18 protein-coding genes and 1 pseudogene are annotated in these 20,591 nt (G+C 58.8%); 8 read left to right on the top strand and 11 right to left on the bottom strand.

The genetic code is table 11. The features are described from left to right. Positions 1-83: 83 nt before the first annotated feature. From GA0061102_RS03420 to GA0061102_RS03405, 4 genes are all read left to right on the top strand, one after another. Positions 84-758, top strand: coding sequence for a response regulator transcription factor (locus tag GA0061102_RS03420; RefSeq protein ID WP_167667883.1), 675 nt, complete (start codon positions 84-86; stop codon positions 756-758). Beyond that, the gene (locus GA0061102_RS03415) at positions 755-2,110 is read left to right on the top strand and encodes a sensor histidine kinase (RefSeq protein WP_092844022.1); all 1,356 of its coding nucleotides are present in this window, start codon (positions 755-757) and stop codon (positions 2,108-2,110) included. Before GA0061102_RS03420 ends, GA0061102_RS03415 begins: the two co-directional genes overlap by 4 nt. A gap of 101 nt (positions 2,111-2,211) precedes the next feature. Next, positions 2,212-2,802, top strand: a complete 591-nt coding sequence (locus GA0061102_RS03410; protein ID WP_092844020.1) for a class I SAM-dependent methyltransferase — start codon at positions 2,212-2,214, stop codon at positions 2,800-2,802. Beyond that, positions 2,799-3,467 carry a DedA family protein gene (locus tag GA0061102_RS03405; protein ID WP_092844018.1) on the top strand — a complete coding sequence of 223 codons (669 nt, stop codon included), beginning with the start codon at positions 2,799-2,801 and terminating at the stop codon, positions 3,465-3,467. The genes GA0061102_RS03410 and GA0061102_RS03405 overlap by 4 nt, the downstream gene beginning before the upstream one ends. Here GA0061102_RS03405 and GA0061102_RS03400 read toward each other — a convergent pair. Beyond that, entirely contained in the window at positions 3,442-4,473 is a 1,032-nt protein-coding gene (locus GA0061102_RS03400) for a class I SAM-dependent methyltransferase (protein WP_092844016.1), read from the bottom strand. The two genes, GA0061102_RS03405 and GA0061102_RS03400, sit on opposite strands and share 26 nt — an antisense overlap. A 205-nt stretch (positions 4,474-4,678) precedes the next feature. On the opposite strand from GA0061102_RS03400, the gene GA0061102_RS03395 reads away from it, so the two are divergent. Further along, positions 4,679-6,670 (top strand): putative bifunctional diguanylate cyclase/phosphodiesterase, encoded by a 1,992-nt coding sequence (locus GA0061102_RS03395; RefSeq protein WP_245297908.1) that lies wholly within the window; start codon positions 4,679-4,681, stop codon positions 6,668-6,670. Positions 6,671-6,695: 25 nt separating this feature from the next. After that, a pseudogene (locus tag GA0061102_RS33395) lies at positions 6,696-7,023 on the top strand (transposase); the annotation flags it as partial. 15 nt (positions 7,024-7,038) lie between these two features. Here GA0061102_RS33395 and GA0061102_RS03385 read toward each other — a convergent pair. The 5 genes from GA0061102_RS03385 to GA0061102_RS03365 all read right to left on the bottom strand — a co-directional run bounded on the left by GA0061102_RS03385 (position 7,039) and on the right by GA0061102_RS03365 (position 13,792). Continuing rightward, positions 7,039-9,372, bottom strand: coding sequence for a cation:proton antiporter domain-containing protein (locus GA0061102_RS03385; protein ID WP_092844010.1), 2,334 nt, complete (start codon positions 9,370-9,372; stop codon positions 7,039-7,041). A 154-nt stretch (positions 9,373-9,526) separates the two neighbouring features. Continuing rightward, positions 9,527-10,732, bottom strand: a complete 1,206-nt coding sequence (gene pcaF, locus GA0061102_RS03380) for a 3-oxoadipyl-CoA thiolase (protein ID WP_092844008.1) — start codon at positions 10,730-10,732, stop codon at positions 9,527-9,529. Beyond that, positions 10,732-11,502, bottom strand: a complete 771-nt coding sequence (locus GA0061102_RS03375) for a CoA-transferase subunit beta (protein ID WP_092844006.1) — start codon at positions 11,500-11,502, stop codon at positions 10,732-10,734. The genes pcaF and GA0061102_RS03375 overlap by 1 nt, the downstream gene beginning before the upstream one ends. A 10-nt stretch (positions 11,503-11,512) precedes the next feature. After that, positions 11,513-12,373, bottom strand: coding sequence for a CoA transferase subunit A (locus GA0061102_RS03370; protein ID WP_092844004.1), 861 nt, complete (start codon positions 12,371-12,373; stop codon positions 11,513-11,515). 426 nt (positions 12,374-12,799) lie between these two features. Next, positions 12,800-13,792 carry a zinc-dependent alcohol dehydrogenase family protein gene (locus tag GA0061102_RS03365; RefSeq protein ID WP_092844002.1) on the bottom strand — a complete coding sequence of 331 codons (993 nt, stop codon included), beginning with the start codon at positions 13,790-13,792 and terminating at the stop codon, positions 12,800-12,802. Positions 13,793-13,932: 140 nt separating this feature from the next. Here GA0061102_RS03365 and GA0061102_RS03360 point away from each other — a divergent pair, with 140 nt between their 5' ends. Further along, positions 13,933-14,352: a winged helix-turn-helix transcriptional regulator gene (locus GA0061102_RS03360; RefSeq protein ID WP_167667881.1), complete on the top strand. Its 420-nt coding sequence runs from the start codon at positions 13,933-13,935 to the stop codon at positions 14,350-14,352. A gap of 163 nt (positions 14,353-14,515) precedes the next feature. Here the strand turns inward: GA0061102_RS03360 and GA0061102_RS03355 are convergent, their stop codons facing one another. Beyond that, positions 14,516-15,700, bottom strand: a complete 1,185-nt coding sequence (locus tag GA0061102_RS03355) for a nickel/cobalt efflux transporter (protein WP_092844000.1) — start codon at positions 15,698-15,700, stop codon at positions 14,516-14,518. A gap of 134 nt (positions 15,701-15,834) precedes the next feature. On the opposite strand from GA0061102_RS03355, the gene GA0061102_RS03350 reads away from it, so the two are divergent. Further along, positions 15,835-16,110: a metal/formaldehyde-sensitive transcriptional repressor gene (locus GA0061102_RS03350; protein WP_092844250.1), complete on the top strand. Its 276-nt coding sequence runs from the start codon at positions 15,835-15,837 to the stop codon at positions 16,108-16,110. Between the two features lie 49 nt (positions 16,111-16,159). Here the strand turns inward: GA0061102_RS03350 and GA0061102_RS03345 are convergent, their stop codons facing one another. The 4 genes from GA0061102_RS03345 to GA0061102_RS03330 all read right to left on the bottom strand — a co-directional run bounded on the left by GA0061102_RS03345 (position 16,160) and on the right by GA0061102_RS03330 (position 20,558). After that, entirely contained in the window at positions 16,160-18,154 is a 1,995-nt protein-coding gene (locus GA0061102_RS03345) for a glycosyltransferase (RefSeq protein WP_092843998.1), read from the bottom strand. Then, positions 18,136-19,368 carry an HlyD family secretion protein gene (locus GA0061102_RS03340; protein ID WP_092843997.1) on the bottom strand — a complete coding sequence of 411 codons (1,233 nt, stop codon included), beginning with the start codon at positions 19,366-19,368 and terminating at the stop codon, positions 18,136-18,138. The genes GA0061102_RS03345 and GA0061102_RS03340 overlap by 19 nt, the downstream gene beginning before the upstream one ends. Before the next feature lie 399 nt (positions 19,369-19,767). Beyond that, positions 19,768-20,052 (bottom strand): copper-binding protein, encoded by a 285-nt coding sequence (locus GA0061102_RS03335; RefSeq protein WP_092843996.1) that lies wholly within the window; start codon positions 20,050-20,052, stop codon positions 19,768-19,770. Positions 20,053-20,078: 26 nt separating this feature from the next. Beyond that, the gene (locus tag GA0061102_RS03330) at positions 20,079-20,558 is read right to left on the bottom strand and encodes a cupredoxin domain-containing protein (protein ID WP_092843995.1); all 480 of its coding nucleotides are present in this window, start codon (positions 20,556-20,558) and stop codon (positions 20,079-20,081) included. Positions 20,559-20,591: the final 33 nt, after the last annotated feature.

The following is a 20,591-nucleotide window of genomic DNA, read 5'->3' as shown; positions in this document are numbered from 1 at the left end:
GCATGAGCGGGGTAAAATCGGGGTCGCAATGTTCTCGCAATGAGCCTATGCAATTCGAACATTCTTTGCGCAAAGGGGTGACATTGCGAATTCTGCTGCTTGAGGACGAGCCGGAAATGGCTTCCGCGCTTTGTAGCGCGCTGCGCACACGCGATGCTCTCGTGGACCACATGACGACGCTTGCCGATGCCGAAGAGGCGGCAATGGTCGTCGTCTACGATGTCATCCTGCTCGACCGGCAAGTTCCCGATGGTGACGGCCTGTCGCTCATTCCCAAGCTTCGATCAAATGGCGTGAGCGCACCCGTCATCGTGTTGACCGCCCGTGGTGAACTCGACGACCGCATAGACGGCCTTGACTCCGGGGCCGATGATTATCTCGTCAAGCCTTTCGCCGTCGAGGAGCTTCTCGCGCGCCTGCGCGCCGTCATGCGCCGGCCGGGCGATGTCCGTGTCGACGCGGTCAATTTCGGCCGAGTATCCTACGATTTCGATGGCCGGGAAGCGCAGGTGAACGGCTGCCGGCTCGATTTGCCGCGTCGGGAACTGCTGGTGTTCGAAACACTGGCCCGCCGGATCGGCCGCACGGTTCAGCGGCACATGCTCGAAGAGGCCGTTTACGGCTTTGATGACGATATCCAGTCGAATACCCTCGATGCACATATCTCCCGCCTCCGCCGGAAGCTTGTTTCCGTCGATGCCGGCCTCGAAATCCATCCGGTGCGCGGCATCGGCTACCTCATGAAGCCGACCTCATGAGTGCAAGCCAGCCTTCATTGCGCTGGCGCCTGGTGCGGCAGCTTGCCTCCCTGCAGGCGGTTTTTCTGAGCATACTTGCGCTCCTGATCATTGCGGCCCTCTGGATGACTGGAAGCGTCATCTCGCTTCAGCCGGAAGACGAAACCATCGACGCGATCGCGCAGTCGATTGAGCGAGACAAGGACGGCGCACTTGCCATCAAAGAGACACCCATGCTGGCGGCGCGCCGCACCGAGCTGCCGGGTCTCTGGTTTGTCGTGAGGGACCGCAGTGGCGCGACGATTGCCGAGGGTGCCGTGCCGCAGGCCTATGCAGGCATGGGCCGCGCTCTCGACGGCATCGGCCAGGCTCGCTTCGGCAGCAATCTCGGCGGAAATGCCGTGCCCGCCGCGCGGCTTCAATGGGTTGGATCCCCCATCGGCGAGGTGCAGGTTCTGACCGGGGTTGACGGCAGTGTTTCGCCGTCTCGGGTGATGGCTGCGACCAGTCTTGTGTTTTTCAGTACCCTCCTGCCGCTGCTCGCCGTGACAGCGGTCGCGACCATGGTTGCGGCACCGATGGTGGTTCGCCGGGCCTTTTCCTCGCTCGATTCCGCCGTCGCCCGCGCCGGGCAGATCGACATCGATCGACAGGGGACGCGGCTGCCGGTCGAGGATGTCCCCCAGGAAATCTTGCCGCTCGTCGAAGCCGTCAATGACGCGCTCAGCCGGTTGGATGAGGGCCATGAGCGACAGAAGCGCCTGTTTGCCCACCTCGCGCACGAGTGGCGCACGCCCGTCGCGATCCTGCAAGCCCGCCTCGATGGCCTACCTTCCGGGCCGCTGAAGGAGAGGATCTTCGAGGATACCGTGCGGCTTGCGACGCTGGCGGAACAGTTCCTCGATCTGCAGCGCCTCAATCATCGTTTCGAGCCTGCTCCGGTCAATCTCGTCGATGTCGCGCGTCACGTCGTTTCCGAACTGGCGCCGCTGGCCATCGCCGCCAATTACGAACCTTGTTTCCAGGCAGATGAGGATACCGTCGAGATCATCGGCGATCGCGTCGCACTCGAGCGCGCCGTTGCCAATCTGGTGCAGAACGCGATCCAGCATGGCGGCCGGCAAGGCAGCATTACGGTGCATGTCGGCCGGGCAACGGGCATCACCGTGACGGACGAGGGCAAAGGCATTCCGGCCGAGCAGCGAGGGCGCATCTTCGAGCCGTTTCACCGGCTTTCCGGCTACGGCAAGGGGTTCGGCCTTGGCCTCAACCTCGTTCAGGAAATTGCCCGGCTTCATGGCGGACAGGTTCAGGTGTTGGAGGGGCCGACTGGCGGCGCGGCCTTCAGATTGAGTTTCCCTTTGGCCGGATAGAACGACGTTCCCGCTGGGGATGCAATGTTCCTGCAATCGGCGCGAGGCTAGGAGAGGCGGGTGAAATCGCCGAAGCTCCAGGACCGCAGGGACGGGAACTCATGTCCAATACGTCATTATTTATTCGAACTCTCTTCTCCAATCCCCGGATGGTGGGCGCAATAGCGCCATCCGGCGCGATGCTGGCGGATCTCATCACGAATGAGGTGGACCCCGCGGCTGGCGCCGTTCTCGAACTCGGCCCCGGAACGGGCGTCTTCACCGAGGCACTGCTTGCCCGCGGCGTCCGCGAGAGCGACCTGACGCTAGTGGAGTTCAGTTCCGACTTCGCCGATATGCTTCAACGGCGCTTTCCTCATGCGCGCGTTCTATGCGCCAATGCCGCGAGGCTCGATACGCATATCTCGCCCGAAGATCTTCCATTTGGCTGTGCGATCAGCGGCCTGCCGCTCTTGAACATGTCGCCGAGAGCGGTCGTTGCCATTCTCGACGGAGCCCTGTCGCGACTGCGCGAAGGCGGCGCGCTCTACCAGTTCACCTACGGGCTTCGCTGTCCGGTGCCGCATCGGCTCCTCGATCGCTTCGGCTTCAAGGCGACGCTGCATGGACGTGTGCTGCGCAACTTTCCGCCAGCCCGGGTCTACAAGATTGTCAAGCGAAAGCCGCCGAAGTTGCTGGTGGCCAAGGCATGATCGATCAATCCGATCTCCTCAGCACTCTGCCTGTCCTGGCCGCATGGGGTCTGGCTGGCCTTCTCCTCTGTACCGCAGTGGAAAAGCTTATACCCATCATACCCTCGGGCGGCATGCTCATCGTGCTTGGTATGTTCGGCGCGTCGGATGCGAGCGATCTGCCGTGGGTGGTCGCCATCACAGCCACGGGATCAACGGCAGGTTCGCTGTTTTGGTATATGTTGGGTCGATGGTTCGGCCCCGAACGCGGTGATTTTCTTGCCATGCGGGTCGGCAAGCGTCTCGGCATCGGCAGCGAATGGTATTGGCGACTGAAGGACGGTTATCACTATCGTGGGTTTACCGTGACCTTCGTCAGCCAGATCATACCGTTTGCAAGAGCCTATATCGCCTTTCCCGCAGGGGTGCTTGCCGTACCTGCAAAAGGCTTCGCCATCGCGACCTTCTTCGGTGCGGCTCTCTGGAATACGCCGTATCTGATATCTGGCTATATGCTGCGCAAGCACATGTTCGATCAGGACATAGCTCTACCTGCGGCCTTTGCCGCCATCATGCTGGCCTATCCTTTGTTGTTCACGGTGTTCCGCGTCTGCCGGCCAGGCCGCAATGCGGCCCGGTCGGCCGTGACGATCCGATGCACTACACGGTCAACACCGCGTAGATGACGCCGCCGTTTTCGCCGCGTGTAACGGCGCTATCGGCAATCGGGTGCTTGACCTTGTCGATGATCGATTGGACATCCCTGTCCGTTCGCCATATCAGCGGCCAATTCATGAAGGTTTCCATGTAGCCTTCTACGCCGATATCCTGTGCAAAATTCGCCAGAAGGAACTTGCCGCCCGGCTTCAGCATCTGCAGGCAGCGCTCCGTCAGCTTCACGGCAACGCTTTCGGCCAGGTAGTCGTAAAGGCCGGCTGCATAGATGAAATCGAACGTCCCAAGCTTCTGCGCTCGTCCGAGAATGGTACGAACCGACCCATTGACCGCTTCGATGCAGGTCCCGTGGAAGGCAGAGCTGACGGTTCCAACGCTGATAGGGTCCTGGTCCAGTGCGACCCAGCGCTTGAGCTTGCTGCTCTTGAGAGCGTTGGAACGCTCCGCTTCGCGAAGATGCCCGGCGGCGATCGCCAGTACTTCCGCGTTCTCCTTCTCGTCGGCGACCGCGTCGACATGCGCGGCAAGGAGAGTACGTCTTTCGCGTACGGCGACTGCTGATGCCGCTCTGCGGGTGAAGTCGTAGATCTCGGCACCGAGTGGCGAAGCCGCCTTGACCTGAACGTCAACTGCCGGATGTTCGTAAATAAAATCCAGCAGTTGGGCGTCGCCGCTATAGCCGCGCGGCTTCTCGAAGGACCAACGGGTCAGGGGATCCTGAAGCAGGAAAGACGAGACCGGATGCACCTGCGCCAAGGAGGCGAGATGTGCCCAGGTCATGGGAGTCGTCTTGTTCTTCAGTGTCTGCAGCCGCTCGGTCAGGGCTTTCATGATGTCTTGAACAGGGGCATTCGCTTCGAACGCCTGCTGTGCCAGGGAGAGAACGAGGGCGAGTTCGGCCTCGCCCTCCTTGATCTGTTCGTTCGAAAATTTGCTAACCGCCGATTTCGTATGTTTCGAGATCGATTGCGCGGTCACAAGGCTGTAGCCGTCGAGAGCAGTTTGGAATTGTTTCAATTTTAAATGATTCCGTGAAGACTATAAAAACCATATCGCACATAAAATGTGAGCGCTATGGTTTTGTTAATGTCACTGCTGCAACGCTGTCGCTATCAAACGAACCAAAGTAGCAGCCCGGTAAAGCAAGCAATTTGTTCGATAGAGCGACGCAAAGCTAACTGCGGTGGACATGACGTCTCGGCTAACTCGGGTAATGGTGAACATGCGTCGACTGTCGAGAGGAAGCGATCCTGGCCGGGAAAAGGCACGCCCGACAAGCGGCGCCATCGGACTTCGCGCTCTTTATAAAGACTACAGCAACGAGGCGCGCCGTGCCGTGGCACGCAGCGGCCTGTGGCTTGCCGTGCCCGTCTATATCCTTTTCCTGGTAACGGACCTGGTCTTCATTCCCGACGTCTCGCAGGTGACGATTCCGGCGCGCTTCATGATCGGGCTCACTTCGCTTCTGGTTCTCGAAATCCAGTTTGCGCGCAAGCGTCCCGCGGGGGAGCTTGAAGCCACATGCGCCACCGCGGTGGTCTTGGGATATGTCGTGTGGCTGGTGCCGGCTCTGCAGACCAGCAATGCCGAGGCATTTTCCTATTATGCCGCTTTCGGCGCGATCTTCATGATGGGCGTCAATCTGTTCTTCAGTCTCGAATTCGGCCTGGCAATCGCCTCGTCCGGGCTGATCTTCGCCTCCTTCTTGCTGTCGCTTGCCGAGTTTCACTACAGCCCCGCCTACTGCCTGGCTTTCACGACTTTCTATCTCTGCTGCTTTGTTTTCACGTCCTATGTGAACTGGAAACTGAACAAGGAGCGCTTCAACGTCTTTCTTAATGCCAGGGAAGCCGAGCTGCAGCAGCGCCAGGCAGCAGAGCGCGGTGAGGCTCTCCTGCGTCTGTCGATCACGGACTCTCTCACGGGGATGGAAAATCGAAGAGCCGCCGATATCCGTCTGAAGCAGTTCTGGGAGCGCTGGCGCCAGGACGGAGTGGCATTTGCGGTGCTGCTTGTCGACGTCGATTTCTTCAAAAAATACAATGACTATTATGGGCACCAGGAAGGTGACCATTGTCTGGTCACTGTCGCCAACGCCTTGTCCGATATCGTGGTTCCCTTGGGTGCGACGGTAGGACGGTATGGCGGCGAAGAGTTCATCGTCATTCTCGATCTCGACCGCGGCGCGGATGCTCTGGCTCTGGCGGATGCCATCTGCCAGGGGATCGAAGCTCTCGATATCGTCCATGCGCAGCGGCTTGATGGTTTCCAGCACGTCACCGTGAGCGTCGGCGCGACCATTACCAGAGACGTGGCCGGCACCAAGCTCGAAAACGTCATCAATGAAGCCGACCGCGCGCTCTATTCAGCGAAGGCCAGCGGCCGGAATTGCGCAAGAATATTCGATCCGAACGAATTGCCCGGCGGCGATGCGAGCGAGAATGTCGCGGCCATTCTGAAGATCGCCATTCAGCAGAACCTCGTCTCGCTCGTCTATCAGCCGATCCAATATCTCGACACCGGAGAGATCGGCGCCTACGAAGCCTTGATGCGCTTGCAATTGCTCGACGGGTCGAGTGCGTCGCCCGCCATGTTCATTCCGATAGCGGAGCGCACCGGCGCCATCATAGAACTCGGCTACTGGGCGATCAGACGGGCGTGCTGCGAGCTGCTCTCCCGCAATATCGTCGAAACGGTCAGCGTCAATGTCTCTCCGATCCAGCTGCGGGCGCCCGGCTTTGCGGCGCAGGTCGCCGCCATCCTGGCTGAAACAGGCATTTCGGGGCACAGGATCGCCTTCGAGATTACCGAAGGCGTTGATATGGAGATCCGGCCGGACGTCCTCGACAGCATTCAGGATCTGAAGAGGCTGGGCATCAAATTCTGGCTGGACGATTTCGGAACCGGATTTGCTGGGCTGTCCTGGCTTCGCCTGATGGAATTCGAGACCGTGAAGATCGATAAGTCGTTCCTTCACGATGCCGCGAGCAGCGAGGGCGCTAAGATCCTTCTTGAGGACATTATCGGCCTGGTGCGCAATCGCGGCCATCGCATCCTGGTCGAGGGCGTCGAAAACGAAGAGCAGCTCGATCTGGTCAAATCCTTTGGCATCGACGCGGTCCAGGGATACCATATCGGCCGGCCGGCACCGCCGCTCAAGCATCCGATTGCCGTCAGGCAGCCAGAACGTCGCCGGTGGCAGGCATCGGCCTGAGCGCCAGCCCGGTGCGACAACGACCGGCACAGCATTCCGCGTCCATGTCGAACAGGTCCTCATCCCGACATTGTTCCCAGAGGATATCGTCGTCATGGATAACCTGCCAGCTCACAAGGTGGAGGGCGTGCACCACGCCATAGAAAGCGCAGGATGCAGGCTCCTTTTCCTGCCGCCCTATGGTGTCCGGACTTCAACCTGTTGAAAACGTCTTCTCCAGGCTCTAGGCGCTCCTGCGTGAACGAGCGGAACGATCAGTCGCCGCTCTGTGGAACACCGTCGGCCAGATCATCACCCTCTTCGAGCCGAGCGAATGCGCGAATTTCTTCGCTGCGTGCGACCATGACCCCGATCAAAATGGACGTGCTCTAGCTCGGCACCGCAGCGCTCGTCGCGAGGTCGGTTTCGATGAAAATGCATGATCGGTCGGCTGTCTGCAGCAGCGTATCAGCGACGCTTCCGTAGGAGAGGCCGCCGCTTGCCCGCTTGCTCACTCCCAGCACGATCAAATTGTATTTGCCGCCGCGGGCGTGACGGAGGATTGATAGCTCCGGAGAAGGCCCCTCCTGAACGACCTTCTCCAACTCCACATGATAGTACTCGGCGATCTCGCCGACTGCCTTGAGAACAACCCGATTGTCATTACCGCGGTCGCTGATACGCGGGATCGCCCTGACCTGCCGAGGCTCCACAATCAACAGGAGCGCGCAATGGGCGCCCGTAGCCTTGGCTATCACAAGCCCAAACTCTGCTGCTCGTATCGAACGCTCCGTACCGCTGACGGGCAGCAGGATCCGCAAGTCCTGAGGGCGTTTCGGAGGGGTGCCGCGCGCCGTCACAATGGCGGAGGTGCCTTTGAACGCTGATCTCATGATCTGCAAGGGTTCACTGAACCGGCCATCTTCGCCCATGGACGGCTCGATGCCGGTAAATAGGAGGTCGTGGCCGGTGCTTGAGATGTCGCCGAGTACGGTCCCAAGTTCGCCATTCCTGTCTCGCACGGTGATGTGTATGTCGCTTTCGGTTGCAAGGTTCGCATCAGGTGAGGCTGCTGACAGCAGATCGGTTGCGCATTTGCGCAGCTCTTGGGCCGCCGTTTTAGCCTGGGATTGTGCAGCCTCGGCGGTTGCACTTGCCATCTCCGCTCCCTTGTCGGGACTGGCGGGTTTACGAACATCTAGAACGGTGACGGGCATCTTGCGCGTCATCACGAAGAAGGCGGCGATCCAGGTCGCAAGGCGGCTGCTTTGCGAGCCATCGACGGTCAGTAGGATGCGCTCGAAATTTCCGAGGAAGCTTCCGCTTTCGAATTCTTCGCGTTCGAGCCGGTTGCGCTCCTCCTCGCGCAGTGGCAAGCGTGCCAGCGCCCAACGAAGCGTCGGCGGCATCGTCATGGTGGTGATGACGGCCATGGCAACGATGACGGAGAAGAGCTTCTCGTCCAGAACGCCGACGGAGAGGCCTATGGTCGCGACGATCACTTCCGTCGATCCCCTGGCATTCATACCGCACCCGAGTGCCAGCGCCTCCGATGCCGAATAGCCGCCAAACTTGGCAGCTGCAAAAGCTCCTCCGAACTTGCCGATGCTTGCGATCACGACGATGGCAGCCGTTAGCAACAATATGGAGGGATTAGCAAGTACGGTCAGATCGGTCTGCAGACCGGTCAACCCAAAGAAGACGGGCATGAACAGCGCGGCCGTCAATCCGCGAAGCTGCACATCGATCTGGCGGGTGAGGATCGGCGATTCGCCAACCAGAATACCGGCGACGAAGGCGCCGAGCACGGTATGGACGCCGATGAGATTGGTTATGATCGCCATCGTGCCCATGATCGCGATGATGGCGCTGAGCACGGGCAGGTCGCTGCGGAAATTATCGTTGGTCCAGCGGATGATTTCGAAGACGATCCGCCTGCCGACGGTGAAGCTGACGGCCATGAAGGTTAGCGTGCCCGTCACGCTGGTCGCCAGCGTGGTTAGGTCGACGGTCCCTTTTTCGGCAAGGCCGAAGGTTATGGCGATGATCACCCATCCCACGGTATCGTCGATGATGGCGGAAGCGACAATCAACTGGCCGATGTCCCGGCGCATGAAGTCCATCTCGCGGACGACCGTAGCGACGATCTTCACGGAAGAGATGGAAAGCGCGGTACCTAGGAAGAGAGATGTGACCAGCCGCTTCTGAGGATCAGGAAGCAAGGCATCCGGGATCAGCTCGCCAAGTGCAAAGCCTGCGGCAAACGGAATGACGATGCCCATGAGCGAGACACCGGTCGCTGATTTGCGCAGGCGCTTCGCCAGGCCGAGATCGGTTTCCATGCCGGCGAGCAGCAGGAGAAAGAGGATGCCGAGCTGGCCGACCGAATCGGTCATGCTCTTCTGCGCCTGATCCGACGGAAAGAGGCTTGCCTGCGCCTGCGGAAAAACCATGCCCAAGAGGGAGGGGCCAAGAATGATGCCGGCGATGATCTGGCCCATGATCGATGGCTGGCCGATGCGCACCATCAATTCGCCGAGCAATCTGCCCGATACGACGAGCAGAATGATCTGGACCAGAAACAACCCTTCCGAGGGATGACTGGCCTTTTGCCCTTCGGCCGCAAAGGCCGCCTGGGCAATCGACAGCGACAGGATGACGGCAATGAGAATGATAAGAGCGCTTGACGGAAATGACTTTAAGAAATTTGGGCGTGACGGCATGGATCGATCCCACTGAGCAGCAGGAAAACGCGCCAGAGCCTTTGCCGTTCCAGATGACATCGGCAATTGCCGCTTTAATTAGCCCGGCGTTCGAGAATTGGCGGCAAGCATGGCCCGCCGCCCATGCGGCGACGGACCATAGTTGATCGGAAAATCAGACTCGTTCGAGGGCGATGGCAATTCCCTGGCCGACGCCGATACACATGGTCGAGAGCGAATAGCGCCCGCCGGTTTCCTTCAGCTCCAGAGCTGCGGTGCCGGTGATGCGAGCGCCGGACATGCCGAGCGGATGGCCGAGCGCGATCGCGCCGCCGTTGCGATTGACGCGGGCGTCATCATCGGCAACGCCGAGTTCGCGCAGCACAGCCAGCCCCTGCGAGGCGAAGGCTTCGTTGAGCTCGATGACGTCGAACTGTTCCTGGCGCATGCCGAGTCTAGCCATGAGCTTCCGCGATGCGGGAATGGGACCGATGCCCATGATGCGCGGGGGAACACCGGCAGCCGCTCCGCCGAGGATGCGGGCGATCGGTGTCAGGCCGTATTTCTTCGCCGCCGCTTCGGAGGCGATGATAAGCGCTGCAGCACCATCGTTGACGCCGGAGGCATTGCCTGCCGTCACCGTGCCGCCTTCCTTCTTGAAGGGCGTGCCGAGTTTGGCAAGCGCTTCCATGGTCGTTGCACGCGGATGCTCGTCCTTGCCAACGACGACAGGATCGCCCTTGCGCTGCGGGATCGTTACCGATGTGATCTCCTTCGCGAGCCGGCCGCTTTCCTGCGCCGCCGCAGCCTTCGCCTGCGAACGAACGGCAAAGGCATCCTGATCCTCGCGGGTGACCTTGTAGTCTTCGGCGACGTTTTCACCAGTCTCCGGCATGGAATCGACGCCGTACTGCTTCTTCATCACCGGATTGATGAAACGCCAGCCGATGGTGGTGTCGTAGATTTCGGCATTGCGCGAGAAGGCGCTTTCGGCTTTGGGCATGACGAAGGGCGCGCGCGACATGCTCTCAACGCCGCCGGCGATCATCAATTCAGCCTCGCCGGCGCGGATGGCGCGGGCTGCGGCGATGATGGCGTCCATGCCGGAGCCGCAAAGCCGGTTGATCGTCGTGCCGGATGCTGCGATCGGCAGGCCGGCAAGCAGACTTACCATGCGCGCGACGTTGCGATTGTCTTCGCCTGCCTGGTTGGCGCAGCCATAGATCACGTCGTCGACGGCTTCCCAGTCGACCGAGCCATTGCGCTCGATCAGCGCCTTCAGTGGCACCGCCCCGAGATCATCGGCGCGAACGGAGGAGAGCGATCCGCCAAAGCGGCCGATCGGGGTGCGGATATAGTCACAGATAAAGGCTTCGGTCATCAGGCTGCCTCATGGGCTTTCTTGGTGCGCGCGTTGATATCGCGCAGGACAGATAGTTCGGTTTCGGTCGGCACCGGCGTCTCGATCACCTCATCGGCGAACTTGATCGTCCAGCCACAATTCTCAATGATCTGCTCCCGGGTTACACCCTTGTGGATCGACACGACAGTCAATTCCTTGGTGACCGGATCAGGTTCGAGAACGCAGAGATCGGTAATAACGCGAGTCGGGCCTTTCGTCTTCATGCCCAGGCGCTCGCGATGATTGCCGCCTTCACCGTGGCCCATCGACGTGATGAAGGGTAGCTTCTCGATGAAGCCGCGCTTGGAGAGCGCCATGGTGATGAAGATCTGGCCGCAATTGCTGGCGATTTCCGGTGCGCCGCCGCCGCCGGGTAAGCGAACCTTGGGGTGATCGTAAGGGCCGACGACGGTCGTGTTCAGATTGGCGAACTTGTCGATCTGCGCACCGCCGAGGAAGCCGGTGGTGATGCGGCCGCCCTGCAGCCAGTAGCGGAACATTTCCGGCACGGAAACGGTGAACAAGGCAGTGTCGCAAAGCTCGCCGTCGCCGATCGAGAGCGGCAGCACATCGGGCTTGGTGCCGACGGTGCCGCTTTCGTAGATCAGGGTGATATCGGGCGCATGGGTCAGCCGCGCGACGTTGCAGGCAGCCGACGGCGCGCCGATGCCGACGAAGCAGACGTCGTCATTCGTCAGAGCGCGGGCAGCTGCAATCGTCATCATTTCGGTAGGCGTAAAATCGCTCATCTTGACCTCCTTACGCCGTCTTGCCCGGCTTCGTGCCGGCATGTTTGGCAAAGTCCTCCGGACTGGCCTTCATCACATGCTCTTCGATCCAGGTCTGGAAGCTGTCGCGATTGCGGGCGATTTCGTCCCATGCGATGTAGAAGGCGTTGGAGCGGGCATAATAGCCCTGCGCATAGGATGGGAATGCGCCGCCCGGCACGAGCGCCACTGCCGTCACTGCCCATGTCGGCAGCACGACGGAGTTGGGCGAGGGCGGATCTAGTTCGTCGACGATTTCCTCGACCGTGACGATTGAGCGCTTGGCGGCCAGTACGGCCTCTTTTTGGACGCCGACGATACCCTCCAGCAGTACGTTGCCCTTCCGGTCGGCACGCAGCGCATGGATGATGGTGACGTCAGGCCGGATCGCGGGAACGGCGGCAAGCACTTCGCCGGTGAAGGGGCAGGTCACGTGTCTGATGTTCGGATTGACCGTCGGCAGATCTGCGCCGATATAACCTCGCAGCATAGCGAAAGGCAGGTTTGCCGCGCCGGCTTCATAGGCATTGGCCATCGCGGCGTGCGAGTGCTCTTCGATTTCCAGCGGGCGGGGCCATTGGTTCTCCACGGCATCGCGGAAGCGATGGAGCGAGCCGACGCCCGGATTGCCGCCCCAGGAAAATTTCATGCCCCTGGCTGCACCGACGCCGATCAGCTGATCGTAGAGAATGTCCGGCGTCATACGGATCAGAAAGAGATCTTGTTTGCCCTGACGGATGACTTCGTGACCTGCGGCATAGGGAATGAGGTGAGTAAACCCCTCCATGGCGACCGTGTCGCCATCATGCACATTCTCCGCCACCGCCTGCGAAAGCGATAGAATCCTCGCCATAGGGCCTCCTCAACAAATGCCATCCTTGTGAGCGTCAATAAGCGCCTTCAGTCCGGGATCGTCAATGGATTTGTGCGTTATTTGATATTTGTTCATATACCGCACAAAATGAGCCTAAGTTGGAAGCGCGGGACGCTGGTATTGGACGCTAGTTTTGTCTCTATTGACCTAGATATGTCCTGTTCGCCCGGTTGATTTACCATATCGTCGACGCGAACCTACTCAAAGTGGAGAAAGAGAAAGTAGTCCAGCCACTTGCCTGTTCCGCTCTGTTCGGCACTGGGCTCATGCCGGTCGACACGCCCAAGGTGAGGGCCGGGAATTTTCACTGCGCCGGTTGGACTGTCTTCGGTCCGAAGCGGCCATGTTGAAAGCCCGCGCCGACGATAAATCGGCGCGGGCGGGTTATCAACGGATGGCAGCCTATCAATCCAAAGTGACGACTACCTTTCCGATCTGTTCATTGCTTTCCAGGAAATGCGTCGCAGCCTGAATTTGATCGAAAGTGAAGATGCGAGAGATCAGCGGGTCGAGCGCTCCCGACTGCAGTCCCTCAAGGATAAAGGTCTTCGCACGTTCGAGGGCTGCATGATCGGATACGGTCTCGGTATAGAGATATCCCTTCAATGTCAGGCTTTTCCTAATAACGGCGAATTGCGGAAACGAACCTTCTTCGGGGCTGAGAGCTCCATATTCCAGAAGGATGCCGCCAACCGCCATGCATTCGGCAAGCTGCGCGACCGCTGGGCCACCGATCGGATCGAATATGACGCGTGCGCCCTTGCCGCCGGTGATTTCCCTCACGCGTGCGAGCAGGTCTTCTTCCGCAGTAGCGATAACATAGTGTGCGCCGGCCTTGTGCAGACCCTCTGTCTTGGCACTGGTCCGCGTGGTGGCGATCACCGTCGCGCCGGCGCTCCGGGCGATCTGAAACGCTGCGATGCCGACACTGCTAGAGGCTGCAGATACAATCACGAAGTCACCGGCAGAAAGCCGTGCCTGTTCGATCAATGCACCCCATGCCGTCACATACTGCATCCATGAGGCGGCTGCTTTCTCGAACGATAGGTTCTGCGGATGCCTGACGACGTGACGAGCCGGGACATTGATGACCTCGCCATAGGTGCCCCAGCGCGCCATGTCCAGGGTCGGGATGACGCTTACGGCATCGCCCTCCGCAAATCCACTCACGTCGCTGCCGAGCGCCTTGACGGTGCCGGCGGCTTCATAACCCAGCATTGAAGGGAACTGTGCTTCCTGAAGATAGGCGTGTCGCCTGAACATGACTTCCGCGCGGTTGAGACCGATGGCCCGCACGGCGATTTGCACCTCGTCGGCGGCTGGAACCGGGACCTCGATATCGTCGATCCGCAATACCTCCGGCTCGCCATATTCGTGAAAACGTACAACTCTGGTCATGCTTCATTCTCCTTGCATGTTTCCGTCACGCGCTCGGGAGCGGCGCGTCCGTCGCATGCATCTGGCAACTGGATGCCCGAATGAAAATACAGTAATAAAATGCATATAGTGTCTAAAAGTATACTGTCGGAGCAACTGGAATGAACAAGGACAGGAACTACGACGAGGTCCCCGGCTGCACGATGTACGCGGCACTCAATCTCATCAGCGGCAAATGGAAGGGCATGATCCTCTACCATTTGCTCAAGGGTACCTTGCGATTCAACGCGCTTAAAAGAGAGCTTGGCGACTGCTCCCAACGCCTTCTGATCAAGCAGCTTCGGGAACTCGAAGAAGATGGCCTCGTCGAGCGAAAGGTCTTTGCCGTCATCCCGCCCAAGGTGGAATATTCGATCACCGACGAAGGCCGGACTTTGGCACCGATCCTGCTCGGCTTGCGCGACTGGGGACATGGATGGCTGACCCGCCGCAATTTGGTCGCCCGGGACGACCATCTGCAGAGCGAAGAAACAGGAATGTCATCTGCCGTGTCAATTTCGGCGCGATTAGCGGCCGACTAAATCCGAAGTTGTCCGCTGTTGGCGAATTTGCGCCACGGTCGCATTCCGCCCTAAACCGACTGTGTCACGAACGGTCGGGAAGGCGTTGCCACGACATCCAGGCGGCAAAGAACAGCAAGGTAGTCCAAATCGCAACAATTTGGGAGAGATAGCGAACGAGTTGCTAGCTGGCCGGCTTGAGTCCCGATGCCATGGCCGCCTCGGCTGGATGTGAGCCATTGCGAAGCCCTTCCAGCCCTGAATACCCCATGTAAAGCGCGATCAGAAGCATTAGCACGCCGGAAGCATAGGGCGCACGTCGTGCGAAGGTGCTGAACCCGGACCACCGTTTCTGGACATGGCGAACGCTCAAGGAGGCAAGGACACCGGCCGAGACCATCGTTACGGCCAGACCGACGCTGAAGCACACCACAAGTACCGCACCGAGCGAGAGCTGCTTGAGCTGTAGGCAGAGCAGCAGCACCGTAATCGCCGCCGGGCATGGAATGAGCCCGCCGGTCAGGCCGAACATGACGATTTGCCAATTGGTGACGGTCTGATTTTTGAACCGACGGGCGATATCCTGGGCGTGGGCGCGTTCGTGAGCATCCATGTATTCTCCATCACCGACGGCAAGGCCCTGGTGGTCATGCGCGCCCTCGCTATAGATCACATCGTAGTCATGCGTGTGATTTCCATGGCCAAGGCTGACCTGGGCCCTGAATTCATGGGGCTCAGGGATTTCCTCCAGGCTCTCCAGATACCCAACCGTGTCTGCGAAGGTAAAGCCTTGTCTTGCCCCATCCTGGCGCTCGGTTACGAGCGTCACATCCTTTGCGGCCCAGCCATGGCCGCTTTCGAAGCGGATGCGGAACCGAGGCGGAACTCCGTCCTCGAATACTTCCAGGGCCATCATGCCATGACCGGTATCGATTCTACGGACATCGTCATGATGATGGTGGCCATGATCATGATCATGATCGTGGTCATGATGGTGATCGTGATGATGCGCGGCCCCGAGCTGCTGTTCACGCCACGTGCGCCAGAGCATCCAGACGGCGATTCCGACGATGATGACGGCCGATGCAAGCTGGAAATAGGGTTCGGTGGTCTCTGCGTTCATGCCACGGCCAAGATACTGTCCTCCCAGCGCGACGAGCCACACGACCGCGGTATGGGAAATTGCAGCGGCGACACCCAGCATGACAGCTTGCGAGATCGTTCCGCGGATGGCGATGATGAAGGCCGCCATCATCGTCTTGGAATGTCCCGGTTCCAAGCCATGTAGCGCTCCCAAAAGGATGGCCGTTGGGACGAACAGCCACGCATGGGCGGTGCTTTGCTGAATGAGGTCTGTGAAGGAGGTCATGGGGCCGTCTTTCGGAAAATGCGAGTGAAAATGATATAGGGGGGTATGGTATCTATTGTCAACTTTGGAATTCTATGGTTTTCATGATAGGCCGAGAAAGGGACGCCTGCGGGCGAGCCCGACAGGAGCAAGACATGACCCACACGATCCGCGAGAAGCAGAAACTCATTAACCGCGTGCGCCGGCTACGCGGACAGATGGAAGGCATCGAGCGGATGCTGGATGAGGAGAAGGGCTGCGCGGAGGTTATGCATGCGATCGCAGCCGTTCGTGGAGCGATCAACGGCCTGATGGGCGAGGTCATCGAGGATCACGTGCGCATGCATGTCGCGGACGCGGCTCTTCCACAGGACGAGCGCGACGACGGGGCGGAGGAACTGATCGACGTCCTGCGATCCTATCTAAAATAAGATCCGTTTGAACCAACCGGCCAGCACCGGGCGAAGTTCGATGTCTCGGTTAGAATGTGCGTGTTCGGCCGAAGGAGCGTAGCAGAAGATTGACTGATACAGCGACCTTGTCGATGTCGTGAATGTCCTGCGAATATTCTCCGGTGTAGAGCTTCACGATCATTTCGTCTCGAATAGTGCCGTCAAGCTCAAAGTGAAGGTGGAGGTAGTACGCTTGCCTGTCGCCGCCCCGGCTGATGCTTCTGCGACGCTGTGTGACCTGCCTCAGTTCGGTTTCGAAAGGCGCAAAACCCTCAAGGTGCAGAGAGACCAATTTTGACTCGAAGCGTGAATCGAACGGGACTGCGACAACCGCCTTATCGAGCGCCAGGCTGACCAGCCGGCCGGGGATATCGTCCACCACGGCTGGCTCGTCCAATTTGAACGCGTGAAACAATCGCTGGGGTTTCTCAAAACAAATTAGAGACGCGATGACCAAAACGACGATGTTGATGCCTGCCCAAAAAGCTGCGATCGGCGAAAATTGAGCCTGAATTTGCGTGGTCTCGGGGACAATATCGATCAGCAGCCCGAGGGCGGTGATCGTGATCAAGGTTGCGATCCAGGCAAGCGTATACCCGTCGAATTGATTTGCTTGGTTGCTGCTGCCTTTCGGCGTCACCCTGAAGGGCTTGCCGAACGGCCTTATCACGCTCGACACGACGGTCGGCAGCATTCGGAAGGTCGCGAACGTTCCGACGGCACTTGAGATTATCGGCAAGTATCGTGTTGGCGTTATCCATAGCATGAGAAGGAAATAGGCTGCCAGCAGCGGCACTTGATAGGAGATGTAGTCGGCAATATCCGTGAAATAGAGTGGCAGTAGTCCGAACCAGAGATATGCGATCGGGATGAGCAGGATCATCAAGCGGACCAGATACTGCACCAACCATGAAGCCGGCAGGAACATAATGCGCTGAAAAAGGGAAAGCCCCGGGCCGCGCAGCGGGCCGTTGTGCAGGTAAAGCGTTTGAATGCCTCCCTGGCACCAGCGCTCGCGCTGAACGAAATAACCGGTCAGATTCTCCGCCGCGAGCCCCATCGATAGACGTTCGTTCAAATAGCGCGTCTTGTAGCCCATGTTGAGCATGGAAAGGGTGGTCAGCAGGTCCTCTGTGATGGACTCCGTTGGAAAGCCGCCGATCGCGTCGATCGCCTTGCGTCGGGCGATCGAACATGAGCCACAACAGAAACTGACATCCCACCCATCGCGGCTCGGCGCGATTTCGTCGAAGAACAGGCGCTGTTCGTCCGGCCATATGTTCTCAAGCCCCAGATTCGTCTGCACCGGGTCGGCATTGAAAAAATGCTGGGGCGTCTGGACGATGCCGATGCTTTCATCGGAAAAGAAGGGCAGTGTCCGACGAAGAAAGTGCCGATAGGGTACGAAATCGGCATCGAAGACAGCAACGAATTCGCCCGAGCTGACGAGCAGGCCATTATTCATGTTGCCGGCCTTGGCGTGCGCGTTGTTGCTGCGCGTAACATGAAGCGCGTTTTTCTGCTCGCAAAAGGTTTTGAGCCAGTCGCGGCGCTGGTCGTCGAGGACATAGACTTTGAGTTTGTCCGCGGGGTAATCGAGCGATAGAGCGCCGACGATTGTTCGTTCCAGAACGTCGAGCGGCTCATTATAGGTGGGAATGAAGACGTCAACCGTCGGTAGTTCGCGCTCGTCACGTGAAAAAAAGACGCTGCCCAGCCCGTCCGTCTCAACGCTCCGATTGACGTAGCGGCTCATGAGCACAAGGAAAAGTACGACGTCTGTGAAGGCTAATATCTCGACGATAAAAACGAGCCAGACCCAATAGAAATTAGCCCCATCATAAGGGTAGGGAAGAACGGTTTGCGTGAGACGCCAAAGCAAGTAGCGCAATGCGACAGCTGCGACGAACCCGCAGGTGATCGTCCTCGTCCAGCTATGATGACGCGACCAATTGAATGGCCCCAGGAGAAAGAAGGCCATCACGAGAAAGGTCGGAGCGAGGGCTAGAAGATACTGAACCACAGGTTCTTGACCCAATTCGAAAAGCCTAATCCATGCCGAGGAAACCTGACCTGGACTGTCCGGCCCACCTGGCAGAAATTCTCGAAGTCACCGTTCATGAAGGAAGGTTCGAGACGAACCCGGATGTGGGCATTGCGTTGTGATGAAACCGGCAAGCTCGCCGCAAATGAATCGGTTTCCGTGGCTGCCGAACTGCCCTTTGCGGAAACGACCGTGCCCTGGAAGACATCGCTGCGCCCAAGAAGCCGAACTTGAGCGGCCAGCCCCGGATAGATTTCGTCATAATCGACTTCGGGGACAAGGATGTCGACGAACAGCTCCCGGCAGTCCAGAATTCGCATCAACTCGTTATTGAGCACGACATTGGAGCCGTTCACGATATTCCGGCTCCAAACAACGCCATCGAACGGCGCTGTTGCAGTCGCAGATTCGAGGCTGCTAACGCGGATGCCTTCTTCTGTCAGTTGCTTTTCGACCTCCGTCGCCCGCGTTTCATTCTCGGCTATGCGTGAGTTCAGGTCGCTGATGTGGACGATGACTTCGTCCTGGCGCTGGCGGGAGTAGGGTACGTCATTTTGTCCGTCTCCGAAGACAAAGATACCCTGTCGAACCGCATTCAGCCGCTGCTGCAATTGATCGACGGTCAGATTGCTGACTTCGACCTCACCGCCGGTTGCCGCGCCAGCGGCGCGTGCTGCATCGACCATCCTTTGGGTGAGAATACCCTTGGATTCCAGCTCCTTGCGGCGGTCGAGATCTACCTGTGCGGCGAGATCCTGCGCCTGTGAAACCTCGACCCTCTTTCGGAGGATCTCAACTTCGCGCTCAAGATTCGAAATCGTGGCCTGTTTGAAGATTTCCAGGCGATTGCCCAATTGTTCGCGAAGTTGCGAGAGTTCGTCACGTTCCTTTTTCAGGGCCGTAACCCGATCGTGGGCGGTATTGCGCTCCGCTTCTAGTGAAGCCAGCACCGCGCGGTTCACACGCGGATTGCTGATTTCAACGAGATTCTGGCCGGCTTTGACAGGAACGCCAACTTTGGTCGGCTCACCTGAAATAACGCCATCGATAGGAGCATTGACGAGAGCCAAGCGTGCGTTGACGGTACCATCGCGGCTTGTATAGCCGGTGATCGCGGGCAAGGAGACCACAATTGCGAGCGCCAGCAGCAGCAGGCCGACGGTGACACGAGTAATGCGATGATTCCAAATCATGTCAGCATTCAAGAGTATCGGGTTAGCGGTGGTCAGGGCCGTCGACCTAGTGTCGGCAAAAATACAACTAAGTCTTGCGTAATTTAGCGCGGTGAAATTTAGCAGGCAAGTGGTGATAGCGAGCTTGTATTAATGAAAGAGATAGTGGTGCCCCATTAACGGTCGCTTCATCCGCCGAATACTTGTTGGGAGTTCCGCCTTGTGACTGGTCGGTTCGACCTCCGCCATGCGCAGCATTCTCTACGGAAGCGTCGCCTTAAATTGCTCAGGATTGAATGGCCGAGGATGCCGGGTAATCACGCTGCGCGCGAAGAGATGATTTCGCGCCATATTGCCGCGACGACCGAGCCCTCAAGCAGGGCAATGGAGGCCGGGTCCGAAGAGCCCGGCCTCCACCAATTATTTCACCTGTGTGACGGTCAGCTTGCCATTTACGCGCTCGGCGACGAATTCGATGTTGGCGCCCTCCTTCAGCTTGGTGCGGATGGCGGGATCTTCGACGGTGAACACCATCGTCATTGCCGGCATTCCGAGGTTTTTCAGTTCGTCGTGCTTGATCGTGACCTTGCTCGTCTTAGTATCGATCTTGTTGACCACGCCCTTGGTGAATTCCTGCGCTTGGACGCTGGCGGCAGCGCCGATAGTCAAGGTGGCGATAAGGGCAATTCTAACGAGATTCTTCATGCTGGTTTCTCCTGTTCTTCAAGGCTTCAGTTGGTGGCCACGGATACGTCGCCATGCATGCCCGCCTCGTAGTGACCGAGAATGAGGCAGGCGAATTTGAACTCGCCGTCGTTGCTGAACTTCCAGACGATCTCGCCGGATTGACCGGCGGCGAGCCGGATCGAGTTGGCGTCGGAATGTTCCATTTCCGGAAACTTCGCCATGACGGCCTTGTGCTCGAGGATCTTGTCTTCTCGATCGAGCACGAATTCATGGTCGCTTTGGCCGGCGTTCTTGAGCGCGATCTTTACCGTCTGCCCTTTGCGGACCTTGATGACGGCCGGTTGGAAAAGCATCCTGCCGTCTTCGGTTTCCTTCATGGTCACACGGATTGTCTGCGTCGCCTTGGCCTTGTCGCCAGGTTCACCGACGGCGAGCTTTTCGTCATGGCCCCCGGCATGGCTTCCCGATGCGAAAGCGGGGCCGGCGAGCGCTGCGAGCAGGAGTGCGATTGCGAGTTTCTTCATTTTGAAATCCTTTGCAGTTGATAGATGTCTGGT

The sequence above is a fragment of the Martinezella miluonensis genome (assembly GCF_900094545.1).
GTDB classification, from domain to species: Bacteria; Pseudomonadota; Alphaproteobacteria; order Rhizobiales; family Rhizobiaceae; genus Rhizobium; species Rhizobium miluonense.
The sequence above is the reverse complement of the archived record's forward strand: the minus strand, read 5'-3'. Positions and strand labels throughout refer to the sequence as shown.